The following is a 24,299-nucleotide window of genomic DNA, read 5'->3' as shown; positions in this document are numbered from 1 at the left end:
GGGTATTAATTAAGTTAAGCATTTCATCATTCTCATTACAATTGATTTGAAAAAGCAGGCGAATCTTTTTTTATCCCTAACTATTACATAAATCACCGTAAAATGATGTTTTCAAGCCGAAGAAAATCTCTGGAAAGTTTAACTACGAACTATTGTAAGAATCATGAAGTTTCAACTCTTATTTCCTGTCCTTATATCAAATACAACTCAGACCTAATCTAAGATTGGATAACTGATGCATAAACTCCAAGAAATTCTATTTTTTTGCTGCCTCCCATGTAGTTTTGAGCTTGCTTTAAATTAATCTTTTTTTCGCATTGGTAAACCTTGGGGTCGAATAAAATATAATCCAGCCTTTTAATTAACCTGAAAATTTAAGACCTTCATACTAAAATGAAAAGTTTAAAGTTTTTCATACAAATTGATTTTTAGAACATAAATTCATTCATTATCTCTTAAAATTTGCATGAAACAAGCTGCTAAATTACTGCTTATACTATTTACAACAATGTTTTTTTCCTGTTCTGACAAAGAGGATGATGAACACTATATCTCAGAATTCCAAGGAACTTGGTCAGGGGAGTATACCGGAGACAGCGACAATGGAACATGGATACTAGAGGTTCATCCCAGCGGAGAAATAAGCGGAATTATATCTTCAGAGTTTCTCAATTCTGAATTTGAAGTCCTGGGAGAGGTGAAAAAAGATGGTAATGTAAGCGTTGCTTCAGGTTCAGTATCAACCGGAGCGGTTTTTACAGGGGATATGTCTGAAAATATTGCGAATGGGGAATGGACCTTTTCTTTGTACAACTTAAGCGGAGAATGGACAGGGGTCAAGAATTAATAGTTGTTTTCTAATAATGGATCTAAATCGTTTCTCCCAAAGCCCAATGCTAACATAAGCTCTAAATTTTGAATGCATCCTGTCCATTTGACATTGCATATAGCCCCATTTGACTTTCTTTCAACTGACTGATCAAAGTAAAAGTGAAAACTGGGAGCAATTCCAGAATTTTCTATGGCAAAGCTTCGACAACATCTAGCTTTCGAATATATTACTTGATTTCCTGTGTTTATAATTTGATTTTTATAGGCCATAACCCGTCCCGGATTCGATTCGGGAGAATCTCGCAGGATTATAATCATCCCCTCCCGAAGCAAGTTCGGAACAAATTGTGTGTCTCTTGTGTCATGCCTGCCTGTCTCAGGCTGACTCTATTTCATCATAGCTTACTTCCGATACCATAACGTACTTATTAAAAGGATTCCGAAAAAAGGCTTCTTTTTAAATCAGCATGCGAAGTCACTTAAATTTAATCTTATCAGCAAAGGCACAAATCTGATTTAATATTTAACAAATCGCTTTAATTTATACACATACACTTTTCCAACAATCCTTATCAGATATGTACCTGCACTATAATCTTTTACATCCAAGGCAATTGATTCTGCAGATGTGTTTGTTTCAATCACCTTTTGTATAGCTCCATTCATATCGTAAATCGTGATTTCAATATCTTCATTTTGGTACATTTTCTCAAAATAGATATTCAATATATCTGAGGTAGGAACAGGCCCTATTTCATAGGTATATGCCACTTCTCCTGATGTATTTATGGAATTATTCGGAGGGTTCGAATTGATATTCACAATTTTCACAGAAACCCAATCAGAAGATTGGGCAACACCATTCAGATAAGCAATGACTGCAATTATATTTTCACCGACAGGCATGACGTTTGCCGGCAACTCAAATGTTAACTCTTCGGATTTTGCAACTCTATTTTCATTAATCAATACTTGAAGACTATCAAACTCTAGGTCTTTTGCTTCAATTTCTACCTTAATAACCTCAGAAGAGGTAAAACGTTGCCCCATAGTTGGGCTTACTAATTTCAATTCATTAACATCAGATGCTATAGTTTTGTTAACAGTAATATTAACTCTTGAAGATTCAGCTGATTCCCCACTATGATCAAACACCTTGGTTTTTAGAATATGTACTCCAATAGGAGCATTCTTCCAAATTACTTGGTATGGCTTCTGAGTTATGAGCGCAACCATCTCATCTCCGTAGTAAAATTCCACCCAGGCTATTTCATCCTCAGGATCGGAAGCTTCGGCAGAGAACACGATATCCTGACCCTCAATAAAAGTCTGGTTATTAAACGGTGCCGTAATCGAAACCGAAGGAGCTTGATTCTCTGCAGGAGCAGGCACTACAGCCACTGTAATCCGTGAAGACTCGGCAGTCAACCCGCCTTTATCAAAGACCTTGGCCATCAATTCATGTGAGCCAAACGGAGCATTGTTCCAGACCAGTTCGTAAGGCGATGAAGAAACCTCTCCGATCAGTTCTTCTCCGGAATAAAACTCGACTTTTGAAATTTCATCTTCAGGATCGGAGGCATCCGCTTTGATCACCACTTCCTCGCCTTCTGTATAGCTTTGGTTGTTGGATGGAGCCGTGATCGAAACCGACGGAGCTCGATTCTCTACCGGAGCAGCTTCTACAGTCACTGTAATCCGTGAAGACTCGGCAGTCAACCCGCCTTTATCAAAGACCTTCGTTTTCAATTCATGCGATCCTAAAGGCGCATTCTTCCAGATCACTTGGTAGGGAGCCTTGGGCACCAGAGCGATCATCTCATCGCCATAGTAAAATTCAACCCAGGCTATTTCGTTCTCAGGATCGGAAGCTTCGGCAGAGAACACGATATCCTGACCCTCAATAAAAGTCTGGTTATCAAACGGTGCCGTAATCGAAACCGATGGAGCTTGATTTTCTATTGGTTCAGGCACTACAGCCACTGTAATCCGTGAAGACTCGGCAGTCAACCCACCCTCATCAAATACCTTGGCCATCAACTCATAAGAACCAAGTGGAGCATTGTTCCAGACCAATTCATATGGAGCAGCAGAAACCTCTCCGATCAGCTCTTCTCCAGAATAAAACTCAACTTTTGAAATCTCGCCTTCAGGATCCGAGGCATCGGCTTTGATCACCACTTCCTCGCCTTCCGTATAGCTTTGGTTGTTGGCTGGAGAAACTAGTGAAACCGATGGGACTTGGTTTTCAACTGGGGTGGATTCCACTGTCACTGTAACCTTTTCCGACTCGGCAGTCAAGCCGCCTTTATCAACTACTTTGGCCATTACTTCATGTGAGCCAAGCGGAGCATTGTTCCAGACAAGTTCGTAAGGCGATGAAGAAACTTCTACGATCAGTTCATTACCATAGTAGAACTCAACTTTGGCGATCTCGCCTTCAGGATCCGAGGCATCGGCTTTGATCACAACTTCCTCGCCTTCCGTATAGCTTTGGTTGTTGGATGGAGCCGTGATCGAGATAGAAGGCGCTTGATTCTCCACAGGAGCTGCTTCCACTGTCACTGTAATCCTTGACGACTCGGCAGTCAACCCGCCCTCATCGAATACCTTGGTCTTCAATTCATGCGATCCTACAGGCGCATTGTTCCAGATCACTTGGTAGGGAACCTTGGACACCAGACCGATCATCTCATCGCCATAGTAAAATTCAACCCAGGCTATTTCATCCTCAGGATCGGAAGCTTCGGCAGAGAACACGATATCCTGACCCTCAATAAAAGTCTGGTTATCAAACGGTGCCGTAATCGAAACCGAAGGAGCTTGATTCTCTGCAGGAGCAGGCACTACAGCCACTGTAATCCGTGAAGACTCGGCAGTCAACCCACCCTCATCGAATACCTTGGTCTTCAATTCATGCGATCCTAAAGGCGCATTCTTCCAGATCACTTGGTAGGGAGCCTTGGGCACCAGACCGATCATCTGCTCGCCATAGTAAAACTCCACCCAGGCTATTTCATCCTCAGGATCGGAAGCTTCGGCAGAGAACACGATATCCTGACCCTCAATAAAAGTCTGGTTATCAAACGGTGCCGTAATCGAAACCGATGGAGCTTGATTTTCTATTGGTTCAGGCACTACAGCCACTGTAATCCGTGAAGACTCGGCAGTCAACCCGCCTTTATCAAAGACCTTTGTTTTCAATTCATGCGATCCTACCGGAGCATTCTTCCAGATCACTTGGTAGGGAGCCTTGGGCACCAGACCGATCATCTGCTCGCCATAGTAAAACTCCACCCAGGCTATTTCATCCTCAGGATCGGAAGCTTCGGCAGAGAACACGATATCCTGACCCTCAATAAAAGTCTGGTTATCAAACGGTGCCGTAATCGAAACCGATGGAGCTTGATTTTCTATTGGTTCAGGCACTACAGCCACTGTAATCCGTGAAGACTCGGCAGTCAACCCGCCTTTATCAAAGACCTTTGTTTTCAATTCATGCGATCCTACCGGAGCATTCTTCCAGATCACTTGGTAGGGAACCTTGGACACCAGACCGATCATCTCATCGCCATAGTAAAATTCAACCCAGGCTATTTCATCCTCAGGATCGGAAGCTTCGGCAGAGAACACGATATCCTGACCCTCAATAAAAGTCTGGTTATCAAACGGTGCCGTAATCGAAACCGATGGAGCTTGATTTTCTATTGGTTCAGGCACTACAGCCACTGTAATCCGTGAAGACTCGGCAGTCAACCCGCCTTTATCAAAGACCTTTGTTTTCAATTCATGCGATCCTACCGGAGCATTCTTCCAGATCACTTGGTAGGGAGCCTTGGGCACCAGACCGATCATCTGCTCGCCATAGTAAAACTCCACCCAGGCTATTTCATCCTCAGGATCGGAAGCTTCGGCAGAGAACACGATATCCTGACCCTCAATAAAAGTCTGGTTATCAAACGGTGCCGTAATCGAAACCGATGGAGCTTGATTTTCTACCGGTGCACGCACTACCGCCACTGTAATCCGTGAAGACTCGGCAGTCAACCCACCCTCATCAAATACCTTGGCCATCAACTCATAAGAACCAAGTGGAGCATTGTTCCAGACCAATTCATATGGAGCAGCAGAAACCTCTCCGATCAGCTCTTCTCCGGAATAAAACTCAACTTTTGAAATCTCGCCTTCAGGATCCGAGGCATCGGCTTTGATCACCACTTCCTCGCCTTCCGTATAGCTTTGGTTGTTGGCTGGAGAAACTAGTGAAACCGATGGGACTTGGTTTTCAACTGGGGTGGCTTCCACTGTCACTGTAACCTTTTCCGACTCGGCAGTCAACCCGCCCTCATCAACTACTTTGGCCATCAACGCATAAGAACCAAGTGGAGCATTGTTCCAAACCAGTTCGTAAGGCGATGAAGAAACTTCTCCGATCAGCTCTTCTCCATAATAAAACTCAACCTTTGAAATTTCATCTTCAGGATCCGAGGCATCGGCTTTGATCACCACTTCCTCGCCTTCCGTATAGCTTTGGTTGTTGGATGGAGCCGTGATCGAGATAGAAGGAGCCTGGTTCTCCAAAGGAGCTGCTTCTACTATAACCGTTACCTTGGACGATTCGGCAGTCAACCCGCCTTCATCGAAGACCGTGGCCATTACTTCATGTGAGCCAAGCGGAGCATTGTTCCATACCAATTCATATGGAGCAGCAGAAACCTCTCCGATCAGCTCTTCTCCGGAATAAAACTCAACTTTTGAAATTTCATCTTCAGGATCGGAGGCATCCGCTTTGATCACAACTTCCTCGCCTTCCGTATAGCTTTGGTTTTTGGATGGAGCCGTGATCGAGATAGAAGGAGCTTGATTTCCTGCTCCAGGTCTATCCAAAAGTTCTATTACCTCAATTAAAACCTTTTCCGATTCGGCAGTCAACCCACCCTCATCAACTACTTTGGCCATCAGTTCATGTGAACCAATTGGGGCATTGTTCCAAACCAATTCATATGGAGCAGCAGAAACCTCTCCGATCAGCTCTTCTCCATAATAAAACTCAACCTTTGAAATTTCATCTTCAGGATCGGAGGCATCCGCTTTGATCACCACTTCCTCGCCTTCTGTATAGCTTTGGTTGTTGGCCGGAGCGGTGATCGAGATAGAAGGGGTTTGATTCTCCACAGGAGCTGCTTCCACTGTCAGCGTAACCTTGGACGATTCGGCAGTCAATCCATCTTCATCGAAGACCTTGGCCATTACTTCATGTGAGCCAAGCGGAGCATTGTTCCAGACCAGTTCGTAAGGCGATGAAGAAACTTCTCCGATCAGTTCCTCTCCGGAATAGAACTCGACTTTGGAGATCGCTCCTTCCGGATCGGAAGCATTGGCTTTGATCACCACTTCCTCGCCTTCTGTATAGCTTTGGTTGTTGGATGGAGCCGTGATCGAAACCGACGGAGCTCGATTCTCTACCGGAGCAGCTTCTACAGCCACTGTAATCCGTGAAGACTCGGCAGTCAATCCATCTTCATCGAAGACCTTGGCCATCAATTCATGTGAGCCAAGCGGAGCATTGTTCCATACCAATTCATATGGAGCAGCAGAAACCTCTCCGATCAGCTCTTCTCCGGAATAAAACTCAACCTTTGAAATTTCATCTTCAGGATCGGAGGCATCCGCTTTGATCACAACTTCCTCGCCTTCCGTATAGCTTTGGTTGTTGGATGGAGCCGTGATCGAAATAGAAGGAGCTTGATTCTCCACAGGAGCTGCTTCCACTGTCACTGTAATCCTTGACGACTCGGCAGTCAATCCATCTTCATCAAAGACCTTGGCCATTACTTCATGTGAGCCAAGCGGAGCATTGTTCCAGATCACTTGGTAGGGAGCCTTGGACACCAGACCGATCATCTGCTCGCCATAGTAAAATTCAACCCAGGCTATTTCGTTCTCAGGATCGGAAGCTTCGGCAGAGAACACGATATCCTGACCCTCAATAAAAGTCTGGTTATTAAACGGTGCCGTAATCGAAACCGATGGAGCTTGATTTTCTACCGGTGCACGCACTACCGCCACTGTAATCCGTGAAGACTCGGCAGTCAACCCACCCTCATCAAATACCCTGACCATCAACTCATAAGAACCAAGTGGAGCATTGTTCCAGACCAATTCATATGGAGCAGCAGAAACCTCTCCGATCAGCTCTTCTCCGGAATAAAACTCAACTTTTGAAATTCCATCTTCAGGGTCAGAAGCATTGGCTTTGATCACCACTTCCTCGCCTTCCGTATAGCTTTGGTTGTTGGATGGAGCCGTGATCGAGATAGAAGGCGCTTGATTCTCCACAGGAGCTGCTTCCACTGTCACTGTAACCTTGGACGACTCGGCAGTCAACCCGCCCTCATCGAAGACCTTGGCCATCAATTCATGTGAGCCAAGCGGAGCATTGTTCCAGACCAGTTCGTAAGGCGATGAAGAAACTTCTCCGATCAGTTCATTACCATAGTAGAACTCAACTTTGGCGATCTCGCCTTCAGGATCGGAGGCATCGGCTTTGATCACCACTTCCTCACCTTCTGTATAGCTTTGGTTGTTGGATGGAGCCGTGATCGAGATAGAAGGGGCTTGGTTCTCCAAAGGAGCTGCTTCTACTATAACCGTTACCTTGGACGACTCGGCAGTCAATCCATCTTCATCGAAGACCTTGGCCATCAATTCATGTGAGCCAAGCGGAGCATTGTTCCAGACCAGTTCGTAAGGCGATGAAGAAACTTCTCCGATCAGTTCCTCTCCGGAATAGAACTCGACTTTGGAGATCGCTCCTTCCGGATCGGAAGCATTGGCTTTGATCACCACTTCCTCGCCTTCTGTATAGCTTTGGTTGTTGGATGGAGCCGTGATCGAAACCGACGGAGCTCGATTCTCTACCGGAGCAGCTTCTACAGCCACTGTAATCCGTGAAGACTCGGCAGTCAATCCATCTTCATCGAAGACCTTGGCCATCAATTCATGTGAGCCAAGCGGAGCATTGTTCCATACCAATTCATATGGAGCAGCAGAAACCTCTCCGATCAGCTCTTCTCCATAATAAAACTCAACCTTTGAAATTTCATCTTCAGGATCGGAGGCATCCGCTTTGATCACAACTTCCTCGCCTTCCGTATAGCTTTGGTTGTTGGATGGAGCCGTGATCGAAATAGAAGGAGCTTGATTCTCCACAGGAGCTGCTTCCACTGTCACTGTAATCCTTGACGACTCGGCAGTCAATCCATCTTCATCAAAGACCTTGGCCATTACTTCATGTGAGCCAAGCGGAGCATTGTTCCATACCAATTCATATGGAGCAGCAGAAACCTCTCCGATCAGCTCTTCTCCGGAATAAAACTCAACTTTTGAAATTCCATCTTCAGGGTCAGAAGCATTGGCTTTGATCACCACTTCCTCGCCTTCCGTATAGCTTTGGTTGTTGGATGGAGCCGTGATCGAAATAGAAGGAGCTTGATTCTCCACAGGAGCTGCTTCTACTATAACCGTTACCTTGGACGACTCGGCAGTCAATCCATCTTCATCGAAGACCTTGGCCATCAATTCATGTGAGCCAAGCGGAGCATTGTTCCATACCAATTCATATGGAGCAGCAGAAACCTCTCCGATCAGCTCTTCTCCGGAATAAAACTCAACTTTTGAAATTCCATCTTCAGGGTCAGAAGCATTGGCTTTGATCACCACTTCCTCGCCTTCCGTATAGCTTTGGTTGTTGGATGGAGCCGTGATCGAGATAGAAGGCGCTTGATTCTCCACAGGAGCTGCTTCCACTGTCACTGTAATCCTTGACGACTCGGCAGTCAACCCGCCCTCATCGAAGACCTTGGCCATCAATTCATGTGAGCCAAGCGGAGCATTGTTCCAGACCAGTTCGTAAGGCGATGAAGAAACTTCTCCGATCAGTTCATTACCATAGTAGAACTCAACTTTGGCGATCTCGCCTGCCGGGTCGGAGGCATCTGCTTTTATCAATATCTCTTCGCCTTCTATGAACACTTGTTTATCAGCAGGTTCCAAAATCGAAACTGTAGGAGGAAGATTAATTTCCTCCGGCTCTATTTCAGTCTTAGCCAACAACACGGAACCGTATGCAGGAATACTTACTGATCCCTTAAATACTTCACCCTTTCCATTTTTATAAGTACCTGAAAGCGGGTATGAAACAGCATTATTTGAAAAGTTATATTGAAAAAAAACATAATCTTCAATTCTAACTGCTTCAGTCTCTACCTTCGAAATTTTAAGGTTATCTATAAGTAAACCTTGAACAGCTTGGGGAAATCTAAAAACAACACTTTCTCCAGTAGCATTAATCTGAGCTTTCAAAAGGAGTTTAACTTTCCTTACCTCACTAGAAGTAACAAAATTATAAATGTTCCCTTCCTGATTTTGATTAAAAGTCTTCTCTAGCAGAAGTTCAACAGCTTGATTTGCAGAAGTGCTTTTTGTATCAAATTCTATCAAAATTTCATCCCCAGCTGTAACAGATCCAATCTGAATAAATGCAGATCCGTTAGCGGATTGACCTGCATCGATTTTCCAAACACTACCATCAATTCCGGTCGACAGTTCAGAGGTTACATTATAGGTTCCGGCTATAATATTCAAATTTGAGCTAAAGTCGCTTTCCTTAATGATAGTTGAGCTTTTAACTATAAATTTTTCATGGTTAAATTCAGGTTTTGAGGAGTTTTGCTCAAAGCCATATTTTGAAGTCCAGTTCGGTAGATTGCTTTTTGTTCCCAAAGGCCTATCTTCAGGGCTTTGACTTCTGAACATAAGCTCAGCACCAAAAGGATCTAAAAAATAATTGTTATTTGAGATTCCTATGTCCTTGATGTCATTTTTTATAGATGCCACAGCATAAGGTATTTCATTGTCATATACGCTGGAAAATTGATTTCCTTCGATATGCAAACTTCTCACTACATCACCGGTAACATCATGGGTTACATTTAACTGGACAGGTATTTTATGGAAAGTATTATTATAAATATCTATACCTCTATTGTTATGAATATATAGGCCTTTACCACTAACATCCGACACTGTATTGTCAAAAATTTTAATCCCCATGGAATTATCATCTATATAAATACCTTCTGCCAGCCTATAATTCACATTGGACCCTCCCACAGCCCCTATTCCCCGCAAAACTATATTACCAACTATCTCTCTCCCTATATTATTACTAGTGGTCAGACCATCCGAATTAGTATAAATCCCTCCTCCATCTTGTTTGTGAAGGCAATAGGTATCTACAAGATTGTTCTTGATAACTGTATAATTTCCACCAAAATGAATTCCGTTAAAGCCTGTATTATAAATCTTATTTCTGCTTACTCTAGAATTATTTGCATTTGACGAAATGTATATCCCAACCCCTTTAAGATCACTACTATTAGCCATTCCCTGAAAAGGCATAGTATGATCGATGGTATTGTCTTCTATTACAGCCCTCTCCGTTCCAAACGGAAAAAACAATCCACCACTCAGTGAGTAGTTTATCTCATTATTTTTTATCGATACATCTGGAGATGTATGCGCATAGATTCCGTTTTGCCCTGCGAACATCAGCTGACAATTAACGATCTGTACATTTCCGGAATTTTCTACATTCAGAATGTTCACATTGGCTCCCTTTAAGCTCAGGTTACTAAAAGACAAGTTCTGTACATATTTGCTAACTTTAATTAAATACGTTCTAGTAGCTACCTGCACATCTATGCTATTAGGATCCTGTCCTCCAAAAAAGCCATACAGCTTTTTATCGTTCTTCGAATATGCCCATTCTCCATATTGATCGAGTGTATTGATATGGTTTTGAACAAAATATCCAAAGCCCCCCTGTGGACTGTAACCAGAATTAGGGTTTGCTAAGAAACTTATTGTGCTACCTGAATTATAAGAAATTTCATGCCTATCTATGATCCAGTTATTTTTCCTGATCACGATCTCCCCCCCAACATAATTACCGGGCATATTTTCACCTTGAATACTTAAATTGTTGTTGACCCCGGAAATCGTCAAATATCCATCGTTGGCCGCATCTCCATTAGGATATCTACCGAACTCCTTTAGTTGACCATTGAGCGATAAAATCTGAACCTGCCCTTCATCTATATTTGGTAGACTTGCTTCATAGATCCCTCCACCTCTGGAAACCCAGCTTGAAACCTGCAACATCGAGGTAATAATAGGTTTATCTCCTACACCATAGGACGAATAGGTAATAGGATTACCAGAACTGCCCCCTTTAGTTATTAGAATTGATCCATAAAAGGTATCTCCGCTTTTAAAAAGTACCCTATCACCGGGCTGGAGCTGGTTCGCTATCGAATTAAGTTTATCTATACTTTTCCATGGAGTAGAAGAATTTTGGGCTTCTCCTGCTGATCGGGTATCGTCACCCGATGAACTAGAAAAGTAGTAATCAGTCGCCCATGAAGATGCCTTAAAACCAACTAAAAACATAAAAACAAGGAGCCATTTACTCAAAAGATTTAGCTTTCCATCGCGCCTGTTCTTAGACTGGCTTTGTACGGATGTTTTCATGAATAGGTTAAGAATTGAAGAAGTATTAATTGAACCATTCCCAATTTTCCAGCCAGTTGACATTAGAAATCTCCTCAGGCATGTTTCAAAGAAATAATTTTTTTTCAATAAAACATGCTCTTAATAATTAAATAGAAATCACTTAGAAAAATCTATATAAAAACTTTTTCATTAGTTAAAATCAACTAAACATCAAAAATTTGACCTTCACTACTTGCGTCAACACTAAAAAAATCTGACATGAACAATTATCAATCAACTCATACGTACATGGTCAAAAAAATAAAAATGAATTTATCATCAAATAAATAGAATTTTAAACATATAATTATGTATTTCATAAAACACATCGTAATAAATCCTAAAGATTCTCCAGGCTAGATTCAAACCTGAACTTCACCTATTGGTCAGATTATTATTGACCTGCTTTAATAGTTACATATATCTTACACTCAAGAACCTTCAGGACAAATAAAATATTGAGTGGATTAATTTCAATAAAAAACATATCTTTAAAACCCTATAAATCAATTACTAATAAAAAAAACAATGAACCCTCAGACATCATTCCTACCTCCATAAGAGAAAAATGACGGTGTCAAAAAAAAAATCAAAAAAACTAAGGAAATTATATTCAAACCATTATATCTTAAAAACTTGGTTAATTACTTAAATGATTAAGTAAATCAAGGCTTCTCCACATCCAAGCTCCCCATTTAAAAAAGTACCCCGGATAGGATCGTAATCAATCACACCCAATTCCCTAAGCTTTAACTCTCATCTGTCATCAATCCTGCGATGATTATCATTCTTCACAGTTCAAGGGGGCGTTTACCTTTCGAAGAATTACGAAAAGTAGAGTCTAACTCTCATCGAACGTAAAGCTATAACTTATTCGTTCGTTTGAAAAAATCAATAGTAAATCTCAATGCGCTTCTTATAACAATCGATTCCTTCTCCTTTTTCAAACAGGATAAAATTACCCTCACTTTTCACCCGGCGGCTAGAATAATTCTAGTTCTCAGAAGCCAAGGGAATAAAGACCACATCCATAGTCGAATTCCCTCTTTCTATCTATAAATAATTAATCTAATTCTAAGAAACCTATGTTGTTGAATGTATAAGAACAACAAAATTTACTTTAAAAATTCGATAATTTCCCCCGAAATGGAAGCAAGAACCCTACACAATCCGAAATATTTAGGTTGTAAATGGACTACGATCATGCAATATTAGTTGAAGTGAATCCGGCATATAAACTGAACATTTCACATTAAATCAATCCTTATTAACTCACTATTATGTCAATAGGCAGTATCAAATGAAATGGGTAGAGTCACATCATATTCAGTTCAACTATTTCATTAAGTTTTCTCTCCTTTTGTCTGCTCATGCTAAAGCTATTTTTTATTATAATACAGTACATAATCTTTATTTATACTCCTCCTTTCATATTTACGGATTTTTAGAAAAATTTAACCTGTAGATGCTTCCCTCACTTTGTGGAAAGATTACTTAAAAATGTAACGGTCAAAAATCAAAAACCTCCCACATGCATTTCCTAAATAATAGTATTTACGCCAATGAACCGTTAAAGTTTCAGTATTGGGTTCAATACCGAAATTGACATGATCTTTACACCGGATCAAAGGAAAAACATGACGTTTCTCCCTTCATCAGAATTTCAGCCCCCCCACTCATTCACCTTCTTTTACAAGGAGTATTGACCTGTAGGGTGCGATGGATACAGATCCACTATAAACACGCCCCTTCCCATCTTTGTAAGATCCTTTTAATGGGAAAGAAACTGATTTATCAGAATAATTATATTTAAAGAAAAGTTGGTCTGACTCCTCTTTCGTGGTTACCTTTGAAATCTTTAAATTGTCAATAAAAAGTGAACCAACTTCAGTTGGAATACGCAATACTAAGCTTTCATTCCCTTCGCTCACGAGCGCATCCAAAAAAACTTTAACTCTTTTCCTTCCTAAAGAAGAGCTAAAATAAGAAATTGCCTGCTGTTGATTATGGTCAAACGATCTCTCCAGAAAAAGCTCTACTCCCAGATTTTCACTAGTACTTTTAACCTCCATAACCACCAATATTTTATCTCCTTCCGTTATGGTGCCAATTGGCACATAGCAAAGAGTCGATTCCTGAGAATCAGGATAGATACTCCAGCTTCCCCGATCCAAACCGGAATCAATCCATTTAGACTGCCCTTTATACGTCCCGGTCACCAAGCTAATATCCCTACTAAAATTGCTTTCCTTCAACACTACTTCCTTGATTATACTTACCCTGTTTAGGTTAAAGTTCAGCAGCGTAGAAGACTCATCATACCCGAATGCATCTTTCCAATTAGAAAAATTCCTCAGTACACTATGCGAATGATCGGGATCCTTGGATTCAAAAACAAATTCAGTTGTGTAAGGATCCAAAAAGTAATTATCCAGACTAACCCCAATTTGGTCAATGTCCTTTTTAATAGAAGATATAGAATAGATAATCTCCCTTTCTCCGGTGCTGGAAAGAAAATTATGCCCGACTTTAATCCCCCTAACCGGCTTACCTAAGCTATCATGGACAATTTTTAACTGTACCTGACAGTCATACACGAGATTATCTACGATCTCTATATCACTTGCATTATGCAGAAAAATTCCTTTCCCGTTGATATGTGCCACCGTATTTTGTGTTACCAAAACTCCCCGGGTGTTATCGTCCAAATAAATCCCCTCTGCTAGGTCTGCATCAGAATCAGTCCCTCCTTTCGCACCCAATCCATCTAAAACAACATTGCCAATGATTACCCGTCCCTTGTTGTTTTGCCTCGTCATTCCATCCGAATTCATGTAAATCCCCGCTCCATCCTGTTTGAAAAGACAATAATCCTTTACAAAATTATTTTTAACCACAGACCCATTGCCTCCAAAGTGAATCCCATTATAACCTGTATGGATCACCCTGTTCTTCTCAATCAACGAGCTGTCGGCATCACTTGAAATATAAATCCCAATTCCATTTAAGTCACTGTTCTTTCCCATTCCCTGAAAGGGCATCGTATGTTCAATAAAATTATCAGCAATCACTGCTCTTGGTGAACTATGCCAAAGAAATATTGAACTGCTTAGCGCATTCCGTATCGTATTATTCTTAAGGGTTAAATTGGGTGTGCCAAAGCTGAAAACAGCATTTTCACCGGCAAATTCCAAGAGACAGTTTTCTATAGAGACTGTTGAAGATTTTTCTATATTGATCAGATTTTTATTACTTCCCCTGAAATGCATGTTTCTGAAAGACAGGTTCCTTCCTATAAAACCCACAACCAACAAGTAATCACTTGTAGCGACTTCTACCTTTACTTCAGAAGGATTTATCTCCCCCAGATAGACCGAAAGTTTCTTGTTTTTATCTGAGAAAGCCCATTCTCCGAATTGATCAAGGGCAGCTAGATGATTTTGGATAAAATAGCCATAGCCACTTAACGGCTTATAGCCCGATGTACCCCGATTGGTAAAATCAATAATGCCGGAATTTGTGCTTTTAATACGATAACTATCAATAATCCAGTTGTTTTTGCGGATTACCACTTCCCCCCCGGCAGGATTAAAAGGAAGCTCACTTCCACCTATACTAAAATCATTATTGACCGACTGAATGGTTAGATATCCGTCATTTCCATCGTCAGCATTAGGATATCTTCCCATGGCTCTAACCTGATCATCGATCAGTACTACCTTGAGCTGAGAAACTTCGCTATCCAAAGTTTGATACTGGTATACTCCATGACCAACATGTTCTGCATTGGCCAACTCCACCAGTGAAGTAATGACAGGCAAATCACCTGATCCGTATGCATCGAAAATAATTGGATTCTCAGCAGCTCCACCTTTAATAGGCCGAATCGTCCCGTGAAACACATCTCCTCTTTTAAAGAACACCCTATCACCGGGCTTTAAAGAATAAGCCAAGTCATTAAATTTTTCTATACTTTTCCAAGGAGTAGCTGAAAATTGTGCCTCAGCTAATGAAAAGCTATCGCTCCCCATGGAAGAAGAAAAATAATAATCTGTCGCAAAACTGTTCGATACTGAGCTTAGCAAAAGATACAAACAAAAATAACAGTTCAAGCAGCTTAATTTGGCAGGAAGTCTCATCGTCGTATTGGATCATTTCAAAAGCATGAATATAGCACAATTAATAAATTTTAAATAATATATTTTGCTTTTTAAATAATATTTTATGTGCTTTGTTCCAATATTTAATTAAAATTAAAGCCAGCGAAGGTTTGATTTTTAAGAAAGCAACGAAAACAAAGAATTGCAAGAATGGACAACTACCTTCTTTCACGAATGTCCTCATAAATCCACCTCACAAATTATGAAGATACTTTTCATTCTGCATTATCCGCCTCCGACCCACGGAGCCTCTATGATTGGAGAATATATTAGAACAAGTACCAGTATAAATTCGACTTTTGAAGCCAAATACCTAAACTTAAGCACCTCTTATTCTGTACATGAAGTAGGTAAAGGCGGATTGATCAAATGGTGGAGATACCTAGGTATTCTTTATAAGACCTTGACGAAAAGCCTAAATTTCCGACCTGATCTCATTTACATTACCCTGAGCACCACCGCACCTGGATTTTACAAGGATGCTTTGATTGCTATCATTTGCAAAACGCTTAGATTTCCAGTAGTCTTCCACCTTCACAACAAAGGTGTGGAAAAGAACAGCCATAAGCCACTAGAGCGCCTGTTGTACCCTTGGGTTTTCAAAAACTCGAATGTAATTTTATTGTCAGCTTACCTCTATCCTGACATTGCGAAATTTGTTCCTATACACCGCGTAAGCTACTGCAGCAACGGAATTACTTGCATCGACAGATCAATAGTTTCTTTGCCCAGATCTACAACAGGCAGATTGAAGCTCCTCTTTTTGTCCAACTTACATAGATCCAAGGGTATCATAGATCTGCTGCAGGCCTGTAAGATACTAAAAGACAAAGGTATATATTTTCATTGTACAGTCGCAGGTGCAGAAGGAGACGTGACTGCAGAAGATTTACAGTCATACATTGATCAAAACAACCTTGTGAAAGAGATAACTTATATAGGAAAGGTTACCGGAAATAGTAAAGTGCAAGCTTTCGAAGAAGCTGATCTATTTATCCATCCCACGCTAGAAGACTGCTTTCCTCTAGTATTGCTAGAGGCTATGCAGTTTAAGTTACCGACAATTTCTACCATCGAAGGGGCAATTCCCGAAATTATCGAAGATCAGTCCACTGGCTTGTTAATTGAAAAAGGTAGCCCTCATGCGATTGCAGATGCAATTATCCAAATTGGCCAAAATAAGGATAAGAGAATGCATCTTGGAGAAAATGCGTACAATAGATTTCTCGAAAACTACACCTTACCTATTTTTGAGAAAAGGCTTGCCAGTATACTTACCAACCTACTCAAATCCAACAGATCCCAATCTAAATCAGGAAAACGGCAATAGCAGTTAATAATACTTTTGTTTTTTAGACTCAATGATCTAAATCTATAGTCGTAATGGTTCAGTATGATGGTTAACTATAAAACCTAATTTAGGGCATGCTGAAAAACGCCCGTAAAAGATCAAAAGCTACCATTTTGAATGATTAGCCCATTTTTTGACGCGAACGGTTTTTCAGCAAGTGCAAAGGTATTGATCACAATAGGTCTTTATCCCTGCATCAGAAAATCCCAGAATCGGGATTTTCAAGCTAGTCTCAGCCATACCATCTTCTACGTTGGACTCATTCGAGGTATACCAACCCATATATCTTCACTCGGCCGCCTTGAAGCTGGCATATCTGAGACTTTTTCAGCAAGCTCTATTAAGACTGTAGACATCCATCAATATCTGCTACTAGGCTTTGGGTTATCTGTTTGGCATCAAACACTTTTCCTGATTTAAGTGCATTTGAGGCGAAGTGATCGTAATTCTTTAATACTTCTTCAATAGCAGCAGCAAAGTCTTTAAATTCAAATTCCTTTTCCACCAAAATCCCATTTTCCCCTGATTTAAGAAACGAAGGAATATCGCCTACCCCCGTAGATACGGATGGCACTCCTACTGAAAAAGCTTCAGCAATCACCATAGGAAACCCTTCGTAGCCAGATGCCATTAATAAGATCTTGCATTTGGAAATTTGATCTATTAAAGTAGGGTTGTCAAGATTTCCCAAAAACTGAACATGTTTACCTAATCCCAATTCTTGGACCTTCTCTTGTAAAAATCCTAATTGAGACCCCTTTCCTGCAATTTTTAGGTCATTTTCAGCACGGATTTCCGATGGTAATAAAGCATAAGACTCTAATAATAACTCTACCCTTTTGCCCTTTTCCAATCTTCCTGCAAAAATAAACCCAGACCTTTTCTCATAATCTTTAGTGGTAACAGTGTGAGTGATGGGATTTAAGATTTTCTTTCTACCTACCTCCTCTTTACCTACTGTATAGCAAATCAAACTATTTTCAGAAATCACTCTGGTAATGTGGTCAAAAAAAGAAAGAAAATACTTGCCATACCAAAATCTTGACATAGATACAGGATTATCATTTCCATGAAAAACATGTATAAAAGGAATCTTACATATTGAACTCGCATAGGCGGCCTCCGGGGTATGAGAAATAATCATATCAAATTTCCTGAGTTTGAAAAAATTAGATATAACATACAGGAAGTACATTAGCCGATGAGGGACAATAGTTATATCATCAAAATAATCCGGCAAAGAAAAATATTTGAGTTCGTAATGATCTGCCAAGTAAACATCAAGATTTTTCACAAAAGGACCTACACCCCCATAGGATGTTCTGGTAGAATTAGTGAGAAGAACCGCTATTTTAGTCATTTTTTTTAAGTGTTAGATAATCGTTAGCTTGTTTAGTAATTTATTACTTTCAGTTACATTGTTAAAACTCTGGATCGCTACGGACCTACCTTTATTCCCTATATGGTTTATCTTATCAGGATTAGTCACCAGAAAAGTAATAGCCTTCACCAAAGATGAAAGGGATTCGGGTTCTACAATTACAGCATCTCGCAAATTTGTGAGATATTGGGAGACATCCCCTACATTTGAAACAATTACTGCCCTCCCTGTAGCTAAATATTCCGCCAATTTGGAAGGAAAACCTGCATTAGCTGCCCCAGAATTATCTCTAATCACACAAAAAATATCACAGGAGTTGAGTAAATCCTGATACTCATTAGAAGGCACAAACCCTTTGTAGGTAATTCTATCAGTAAATTTAGAGGATTTTACCAGTCCCATAAATTCATTGAAATCCCTTGGATTCTCACCTTTTCCTGTCAAAATCAGTTTAAGATTGTGGTGTTCTTCACAAACTTCTTCAAATGCCTTAAGTAAAAGATCTAGCCCATCTTTCTTACCAAATGAACCTCCATAAAATAATGTAGTCGCTTCCTTTTTAGAAAATGAACTTTTTTTGAATGCCGAGATATTCATAGTTACAGGGATAGATAAAACCTTATCCCTTGAAGTATAAGATAGTAGCAAATTCTCCAGGTGGGAGGAAATCACAATATTCAAATCAATTAAAAACTGAAAGTTCTTTAAAATATATGCTCCGCTTCTCACTCTGAATTTATTTGCCATACTACCAAAACTATAAGCATGCAGATTGTTCTCTACTATATCCAAAACAACTTTATACCCTATAATTTTTGCATACATCAAAGGAACTATTGTCTTGATATCTGGAGTTTCATAGAGATAAAAAATGTTCTTTTTATTCCTATCATACTTTTTTCTAATAAATTTTATAGACCTATAAAGGTATGACGCAATCGACAAAGGTTTACTGAAACTTAAACTAATTTTTAGTTCATCACTTCTTCCTGTATCCTCTATCTCATCTGCTTGTAGTGCAAAATAAAGATTGCTTAAAGAAACAGAAGAATTTACACTTAATGGATACAGTAAATTCCTCACTCTCACTGACCCAGCCATACCCTCTCTTAAAGGAATGCCGAAAACCAAAATATGCATAAGTTTATAATTTAATTGAAAGCTAACGATTCTGTTTCGTCCAGATAACTTACGAGCGTTCTGAATTCTTGGGTAAACTGCTTTGTGACTACCTCCTGAGAATGTCTTTGCTTTGCAAAACTCATGGCATTTTGAGAAACTTCAATTTGGGAAATCCTATTGGATACAATTTCACTTAATCTGGAAGCAATAAACTTGGTATCATCGTTATTAATTGTAAATGCCCAATTAAATTCCTTGCCATATTGGAATATAGCAGTCTCCTCAGGTGCCAGAATAATAATAGGAGTACCTGTAATCATGTATTCAGGAGCTTTTGTAGGCATGGAATACTTTAGAAATTTTAGAGCTTTATCCGAAAAATCACAAGGCAATAGCAAAAAGTCCATGCTTTGAAATAGCTGCGGCAATTTCTCATATGGGATTAGCTTTTTGTGTATTGTGTATTCAAAATCTTGAGTCCAAGCCAGCTCTTCCGCAGTTTGGATGTAAAATTTAATTTTGGTATCACTAGTTTCATTGAAAAACTCAACTGCAGATGCAAATGCCTTTAGCGAAGTAGCTATTCCAAAGCCTGTTCTGCCGGCATATAAAATAGAGTACTCCTTCTCAGCGTATTTCTCAACATTCACTTTAGGTTCCCAAATATCCAGATCTACAGGATTATGATATGTTTTAAATTTAGATCCATAGCGTCTCTGGTACTCAACTCCCATCAAATCACTGATACTTAGACACAAATCTGCTCTTTGTACCAATTGCTTGAACTCTCCATTAATCTTTCTACTCCAATACCTACTACCTAGCCCATTACTTCCGACAGTACTTACCCAATCATCCATTTGATGTATAATTACCGGAATCTTAATCCTCTCTGATAATTTAATTGCAAAAAGAAGTGATTCTCTGGTAGATGCCTGTATGTAGAGAACATCAGGTGAAAACTCATCTACCCATTGTAATAAATTAGGGCTGACTTCCATCTTGGAAATAACGTGCATCAACCCAGACCAATCCAACATGGGATATAGCACATTCTGGATTATCAATTCCCGCCAACTTGGCTTATAAGAGAAAGACTCACTGGATGTGGTATAGACAATTGGCAGTTTTCCCGAAGGAGAAGGTCGCTGAAAATAATTAAAAGGAAACTTGTAATGAAATTCATCTGAGCCAATAAAGTAGTAATTATCACACACATTGGGGGAAATATTCCCATTTGCATGACTAGTACATATGACAGCTAGATCATTCTTATCCCAATCACCAAAAAGATTGGTTAAGGTGACCCCACCACCCGTATTTGCATTAAATGATTGACCGAATATTAATACTTTAGGCATTTTCTTTTCTATTAGAAATGGACTGATGGGTAAATTCACTGGTAAAATACTTAACAATAAAAGAATTAGGCAACATTCTTATTGGTTTGACATAACATATTGCAGCACTTACCCAAACTGAAACATGATAAATATTAATACTATACACATTAGCAGGGTAAAGGAATATTAGCCAACACAATATCCATACCCCAAACGTCTTAACTAGGTTATTATTGGAATAAAATAATCCCAAAACAACAGCTGGAATCATAATCAAAAAAAGAAAAAATACGTTAATTATCCCTCCAACCATAATTAATTGCAAGTAATCCGTCTCAATCACTTTCCGGATGTTGTCCTTGAAGATAGCGGCATCAATACCTGTACACCTATAGCCGCCATTGTACCCCTTTCCAAACAACCAATCATCTGAAGACATATCATTATAAAAACAATCCTCTACGTAGCTTCTTGTATCTTCCAAACCACGCTCAGATATATTCTTAAAAAACGATATATTATCAAAATCAAGATCGACAGTATAAAATATAAGTAAGGACATCCCAACTAGTGAATATATAATGTAAAAAATAACGTGAAACTTATTCTTAGAAGTAAGAAAATAATTGAAACCACCGAGAAAAGAAATTACGGCTACCATAAACAGCATCCCTCTTCTAGCTCTAAAAACCGCAATGAGAAACATTAGTGCTAGTACCGTGAGTACAAGTATACGAACTCTATTACTTAATAAATTGAAATTAAATGCAAGAATCCCTATCGGTAGAGCAAAATATTTGAAATACATTTCTGCGGTCCCCAAACTTACCAAATCTTGTAGATCCGGATTAAATAACACACTATAATTCAAAGCTACAAGCACCAAATAAATTAAAGATAAAATAATCGCTGAATCAAACAATTTTTTAACTAAAAATAAGTTAAAATCAATAAACAATAGAATTGGAATCAAGAATATCATGCCACCATAATTCAAATCAAAAAGCAATTGCTTAAAATGGAAATAATCCAAATCCGAATAGTCACCACGTATCAAAATTATAACCTGCCAAATAAGGTATATCAGTCCAAAAACCCTAGGATAGGACATTTTAACATTAACTTTAACCAATCCCGTCAGAGAATAAACTAGTACCATATAGCTTAAAAGTTCAATCCCTTGATAAGCAAACGTAAAAGAAAAAGTAGTAAGAGCCATGACATAGCCAAAACTCAAACCAATCATAGCTAAGAAGAAGAGGCTTATATAATAAGCAAAAGACTTAGTGGGAAAAATGAAAACACCGGATTTTTGAATACCAATCTGTGTAGACTCTGGTTTACTGCTTAACAATTCCATCCTAATTCAATAAATTAAGGTGAGCACTAAGCACGCTTTTAGGAAGATACTCTTCTTTCAGGCTTACGTCAAGCTGATGATCTAGGCAATATCTGATCCCGTCAGCTAGATCCAGGGAATTATAAGCTTCAGCGATGTAACCACTCTTTTTATGATCAATCATTTCAGGTATCCCGCACAAATTAAATCCTACGACGGGCACTCCACAATGCATACTTTCTACAATAGTAGTGGGCTGATTGTCGAGTATACTAGGGATTACAAACACATCAGAACATCTATAGGCTAGAGAGATCCTGTCTTCATTTTCCAAATAACCTAAGTAGTGAATTTTGAAATTAATCGAAGCTTCAAACTCTTCAAGGTCACCATTTCCAAAAATGATTACCTCAACCTCATCATTTGTATAATACTGATGTAAGTATGAGAAAGCCTCCTTAAGAAACTTCCACCCTTTATAAATACTGGATATGTTCACCGCCCCAAAGCAGATAACCTTTTTGGAAATTTCAATGGACAAAAGTTGCCGGGCATCTATTCGATTACCTCGTCGAAAATGAGGGGAACTAAAGAAATTAGGAATAAAGTGTATGGACTGATTCTTTAATAATGATGATTTATGACCCAAATCCTTTAACCACAAACTGGGAGTAATAAACTGTAAGTTGTTTCCGTAGTTAGCAATCAATTCCCCTTTGACACGATGTTGGGAAGAAGCTATTTTTGAATTATTGGGAAAAATTGGGCATCTTTCGCAACTATCTTCATAAGAAACACAATCTACTGCATAGTGGCAGCCACCGGTCAGAAACCACATATCGTGCATAACAACAAAAATCTTTTTCTTTAACTGAAATAATTTAGAAAAGGATTTAAAATCAAAAAATCCCATCTGAACCCAGTGGATATAGATTGCGTCTGCCTCTTGAACTATTTTTAACTTTGAAATATCAGTACCAATTAATGGATAGGAATACAAACCATATTTGCTTTGATCATATTTATATATTCTTCTAGCAATCTTATTATTTATCGCGGCTTTAAGTCTAGACCAATTGTTTAGATAAGACACACCTGAATAGTTCTCGCCATCTCCGAATAAAGAGATTATCTGAGACTTTACAGATTCAGAATTATTGAATCCACTTTGAAGTCTCAGTGCCGACGACCCCGCAGATTTACTAGAAAACTGAATTTGAACTACCTTTAGCATTTATGGAATATAGAAAACAGAATATCAAACATTTTTCACTATACAGTTAGCAGGGTAAATTTCAGCTATGTTTAATCCTTTGATCCAAGGGTTAGGCATGTATATTACTTTATCTTGGTCAGGGTAATTTGAAAGCCATGCCGCCCACCAGCTAAATGTACTATTAGGGATAATGAACTTCGAACATAAACTCATCAGATACATGTCCAGATAACTGGAAGATCCAGTATTATGATCGATATACCTGAAGTTGGGAGCTTTAAAATTCGTCTTCACCCAATTCATATCATCAGAAAAGAAATAAAAGGTCAAGTCGCCGAATTTAGATGAAAGTTCTGAAATGGCTGCTTGATAATACGCACACCCATCAACCACAAGATGCGAATTTCGCCATTCGGGACTGGTATAGTCACCTCTACGGACATGGACCGCTACCGAATTACCATTTTTTATCTCAATACCCAGCTCGATATTCCTAATATCTTTAGGACTTCTAAATTTAAAAAGCTCCTTGTTTAAGAGATAATTCTCCTTAGGTAAATACTTAATGGATTGCCAAGTACCTATAAACCTAGAATTTGACCTTTTCAAAACATCGCCATCATAACAAAACTCCTTTTTCTCTTTAAAAGAATCCTCAAACAATTTAGAATACAAAGAAAATGAAATTGCCAATATTCTTTTTATTACAGAATAGCCCCAAAGAAAAGACCCTGCCTCTAATAGTTTCAATTTAAACCTATCCGAATAATTCAAATTAATATCAAATGCACGAGTTAGTTCAAAACCATTATGATGATTATACAAAAAGAAGTCTCTGATACTTATCCTTGTAGAAAGCCCATTAGACTTCAACATGTGAACAAATGCATATTGAAACATTTGATTACCCAAACCACCATATATATTCACTTTGTTCATTAC

The 24,299-nt window shown here is 39.3% G+C and carries 10 protein-coding genes; 2 read left to right on the top strand and 8 right to left on the bottom strand.

What is annotated here, in order from left to right; all coding sequences use genetic code 11:
* Positions 1–466 precede the first annotated feature (466 nt).
* On the top strand, positions 467–847 hold the full coding sequence (locus ID165_RS06410; protein ID WP_192349540.1) for a hypothetical protein: 381 nt from the start codon (positions 467–469) through the stop codon (positions 845–847).
* Between the two features lie 500 nt (positions 848–1,347).
* Here ID165_RS06410 and ID165_RS06405 read toward each other — a convergent pair whose 3' ends face one another.
* Together ID165_RS06405 and ID165_RS06400 are read right to left on the bottom strand one after the other, a co-directional pair.
* A complete protein-coding gene (locus ID165_RS06405) occupies positions 1,348–11,424 on the bottom strand; it encodes an Ig-like domain-containing protein (protein ID WP_192349539.1) in 10,077 nt (3,358 codons plus the stop codon).
* Positions 11,425–13,121: 1,697 nt separating this feature from the next.
* A complete protein-coding gene (locus ID165_RS06400) occupies positions 13,122–15,530 on the bottom strand; it encodes a nitrous oxide reductase family maturation protein NosD (RefSeq protein WP_192349538.1) in 2,409 nt (802 codons plus the stop codon).
* 277 nt (positions 15,531–15,807) lie between these two features.
* On the opposite strand from ID165_RS06400, the gene ID165_RS06395 reads away from it, so the two are divergent.
* Entirely contained in the window at positions 15,808–16,935 is a 1,128-nt protein-coding gene (locus ID165_RS06395) for a glycosyltransferase family 4 protein (protein WP_192349537.1), read from the top strand.
* 361 nt (positions 16,936–17,296) lie between these two features.
* On the opposite strand, the gene ID165_RS06390 is transcribed toward ID165_RS06395, so the two are convergent.
* Genes ID165_RS06390 through ID165_RS06365 form a run of 6 tightly spaced genes read right to left on the bottom strand, consistent with a single transcriptional unit; the run spans position 17,297 to position 24,296 of the window.
* Entirely contained in the window at positions 17,297–18,316 is a 1,020-nt protein-coding gene (locus tag ID165_RS06390; protein ID WP_192349536.1) for a glycosyltransferase family 4 protein, read from the bottom strand.
* A gap of 12 nt (positions 18,317–18,328) precedes the next feature.
* Entirely contained in the window at positions 18,329–19,477 is a 1,149-nt protein-coding gene (locus tag ID165_RS06385) for a glycosyltransferase (RefSeq protein ID WP_192349535.1), read from the bottom strand.
* An 11-nt stretch (positions 19,478–19,488) separates the two neighbouring features.
* On the bottom strand, positions 19,489–20,820 hold the full coding sequence (locus ID165_RS06380) for a group 1 glycosyl transferase (protein WP_192349534.1): 1,332 nt from the start codon (positions 20,818–20,820) through the stop codon (positions 19,489–19,491).
* The gene (locus ID165_RS06375) at positions 20,813–22,162 is read right to left on the bottom strand and encodes a hypothetical protein (protein WP_192349533.1); all 1,350 of its coding nucleotides are present in this window, start codon (positions 22,160–22,162) and stop codon (positions 20,813–20,815) included. Before ID165_RS06375 ends, ID165_RS06380 begins: the two co-directional genes overlap by 8 nt.
* Position 22,163: 1 nt before the next feature.
* Entirely contained in the window at positions 22,164–23,375 is a 1,212-nt protein-coding gene (locus ID165_RS06370; protein ID WP_192349532.1) for a glycosyltransferase, read from the bottom strand.
* 24 nt (positions 23,376–23,399) lie between these two features.
* Positions 23,400–24,296, bottom strand: a complete 897-nt coding sequence (locus ID165_RS06365) for an alpha-1,2-fucosyltransferase (protein ID WP_192349531.1) — start codon at positions 24,294–24,296, stop codon at positions 23,400–23,402.
* Positions 24,297–24,299 lie beyond the last annotated feature (3 nt).

The sequence above is a fragment of the Algoriphagus sp. Y33 genome, assembly GCF_014838715.1.
Taxonomy (GTDB): Bacteria; Bacteroidota; Bacteroidia; order Cytophagales; family Cyclobacteriaceae; genus Algoriphagus.
This window is presented reverse-complemented; position numbering and strand designations above follow the sequence as displayed.

Bases quoted from the DNA above. Each gene is read 5' to 3' on its own strand.
- ID165_RS06410 (WP_192349540.1), top strand. From the start codon at position 467: ATGAAACAAGCTGCTAAATTACTGCTTATACTATTTACAACAATGTTT.
- ID165_RS06405 (WP_192349539.1), bottom strand. From the start codon at position 11,424: ATGAAAACATCCGTACAAAGCCAGTCTAAGAACAGGCGCGATGGAAAG.
- ID165_RS06395 (WP_192349537.1), top strand. From the start codon at position 15,808: ATGAAGATACTTTTCATTCTGCATTATCCGCCTCCGACCCACGGAGCC.
- ID165_RS06390 (WP_192349536.1), bottom strand. From the start codon at position 18,316: ATGACTAAAATAGCGGTTCTTCTCACTAATTCTACCAGAACATCCTAT.
- ID165_RS06385 (WP_192349535.1), bottom strand. From the start codon at position 19,477: ATGCATATTTTGGTTTTCGGCATTCCTTTAAGAGAGGGTATGGCTGGG.
- ID165_RS06380 (WP_192349534.1), bottom strand. From the start codon at position 20,820: ATGCCTAAAGTATTAATATTCGGTCAATCATTTAATGCAAATACGGGT.
- ID165_RS06375 (WP_192349533.1), bottom strand. From the start codon at position 22,162: ATGGAATTGTTAAGCAGTAAACCAGAGTCTACACAGATTGGTATTCAA.
- ID165_RS06370 (WP_192349532.1), bottom strand. From the start codon at position 23,375: ATGCTAAAGGTAGTTCAAATTCAGTTTTCTAGTAAATCTGCGGGGTCG.
- ID165_RS06365 (WP_192349531.1), bottom strand. From the start codon at position 24,296: ATGAACAAAGTGAATATATATGGTGGTTTGGGTAATCAAATGTTTCAA.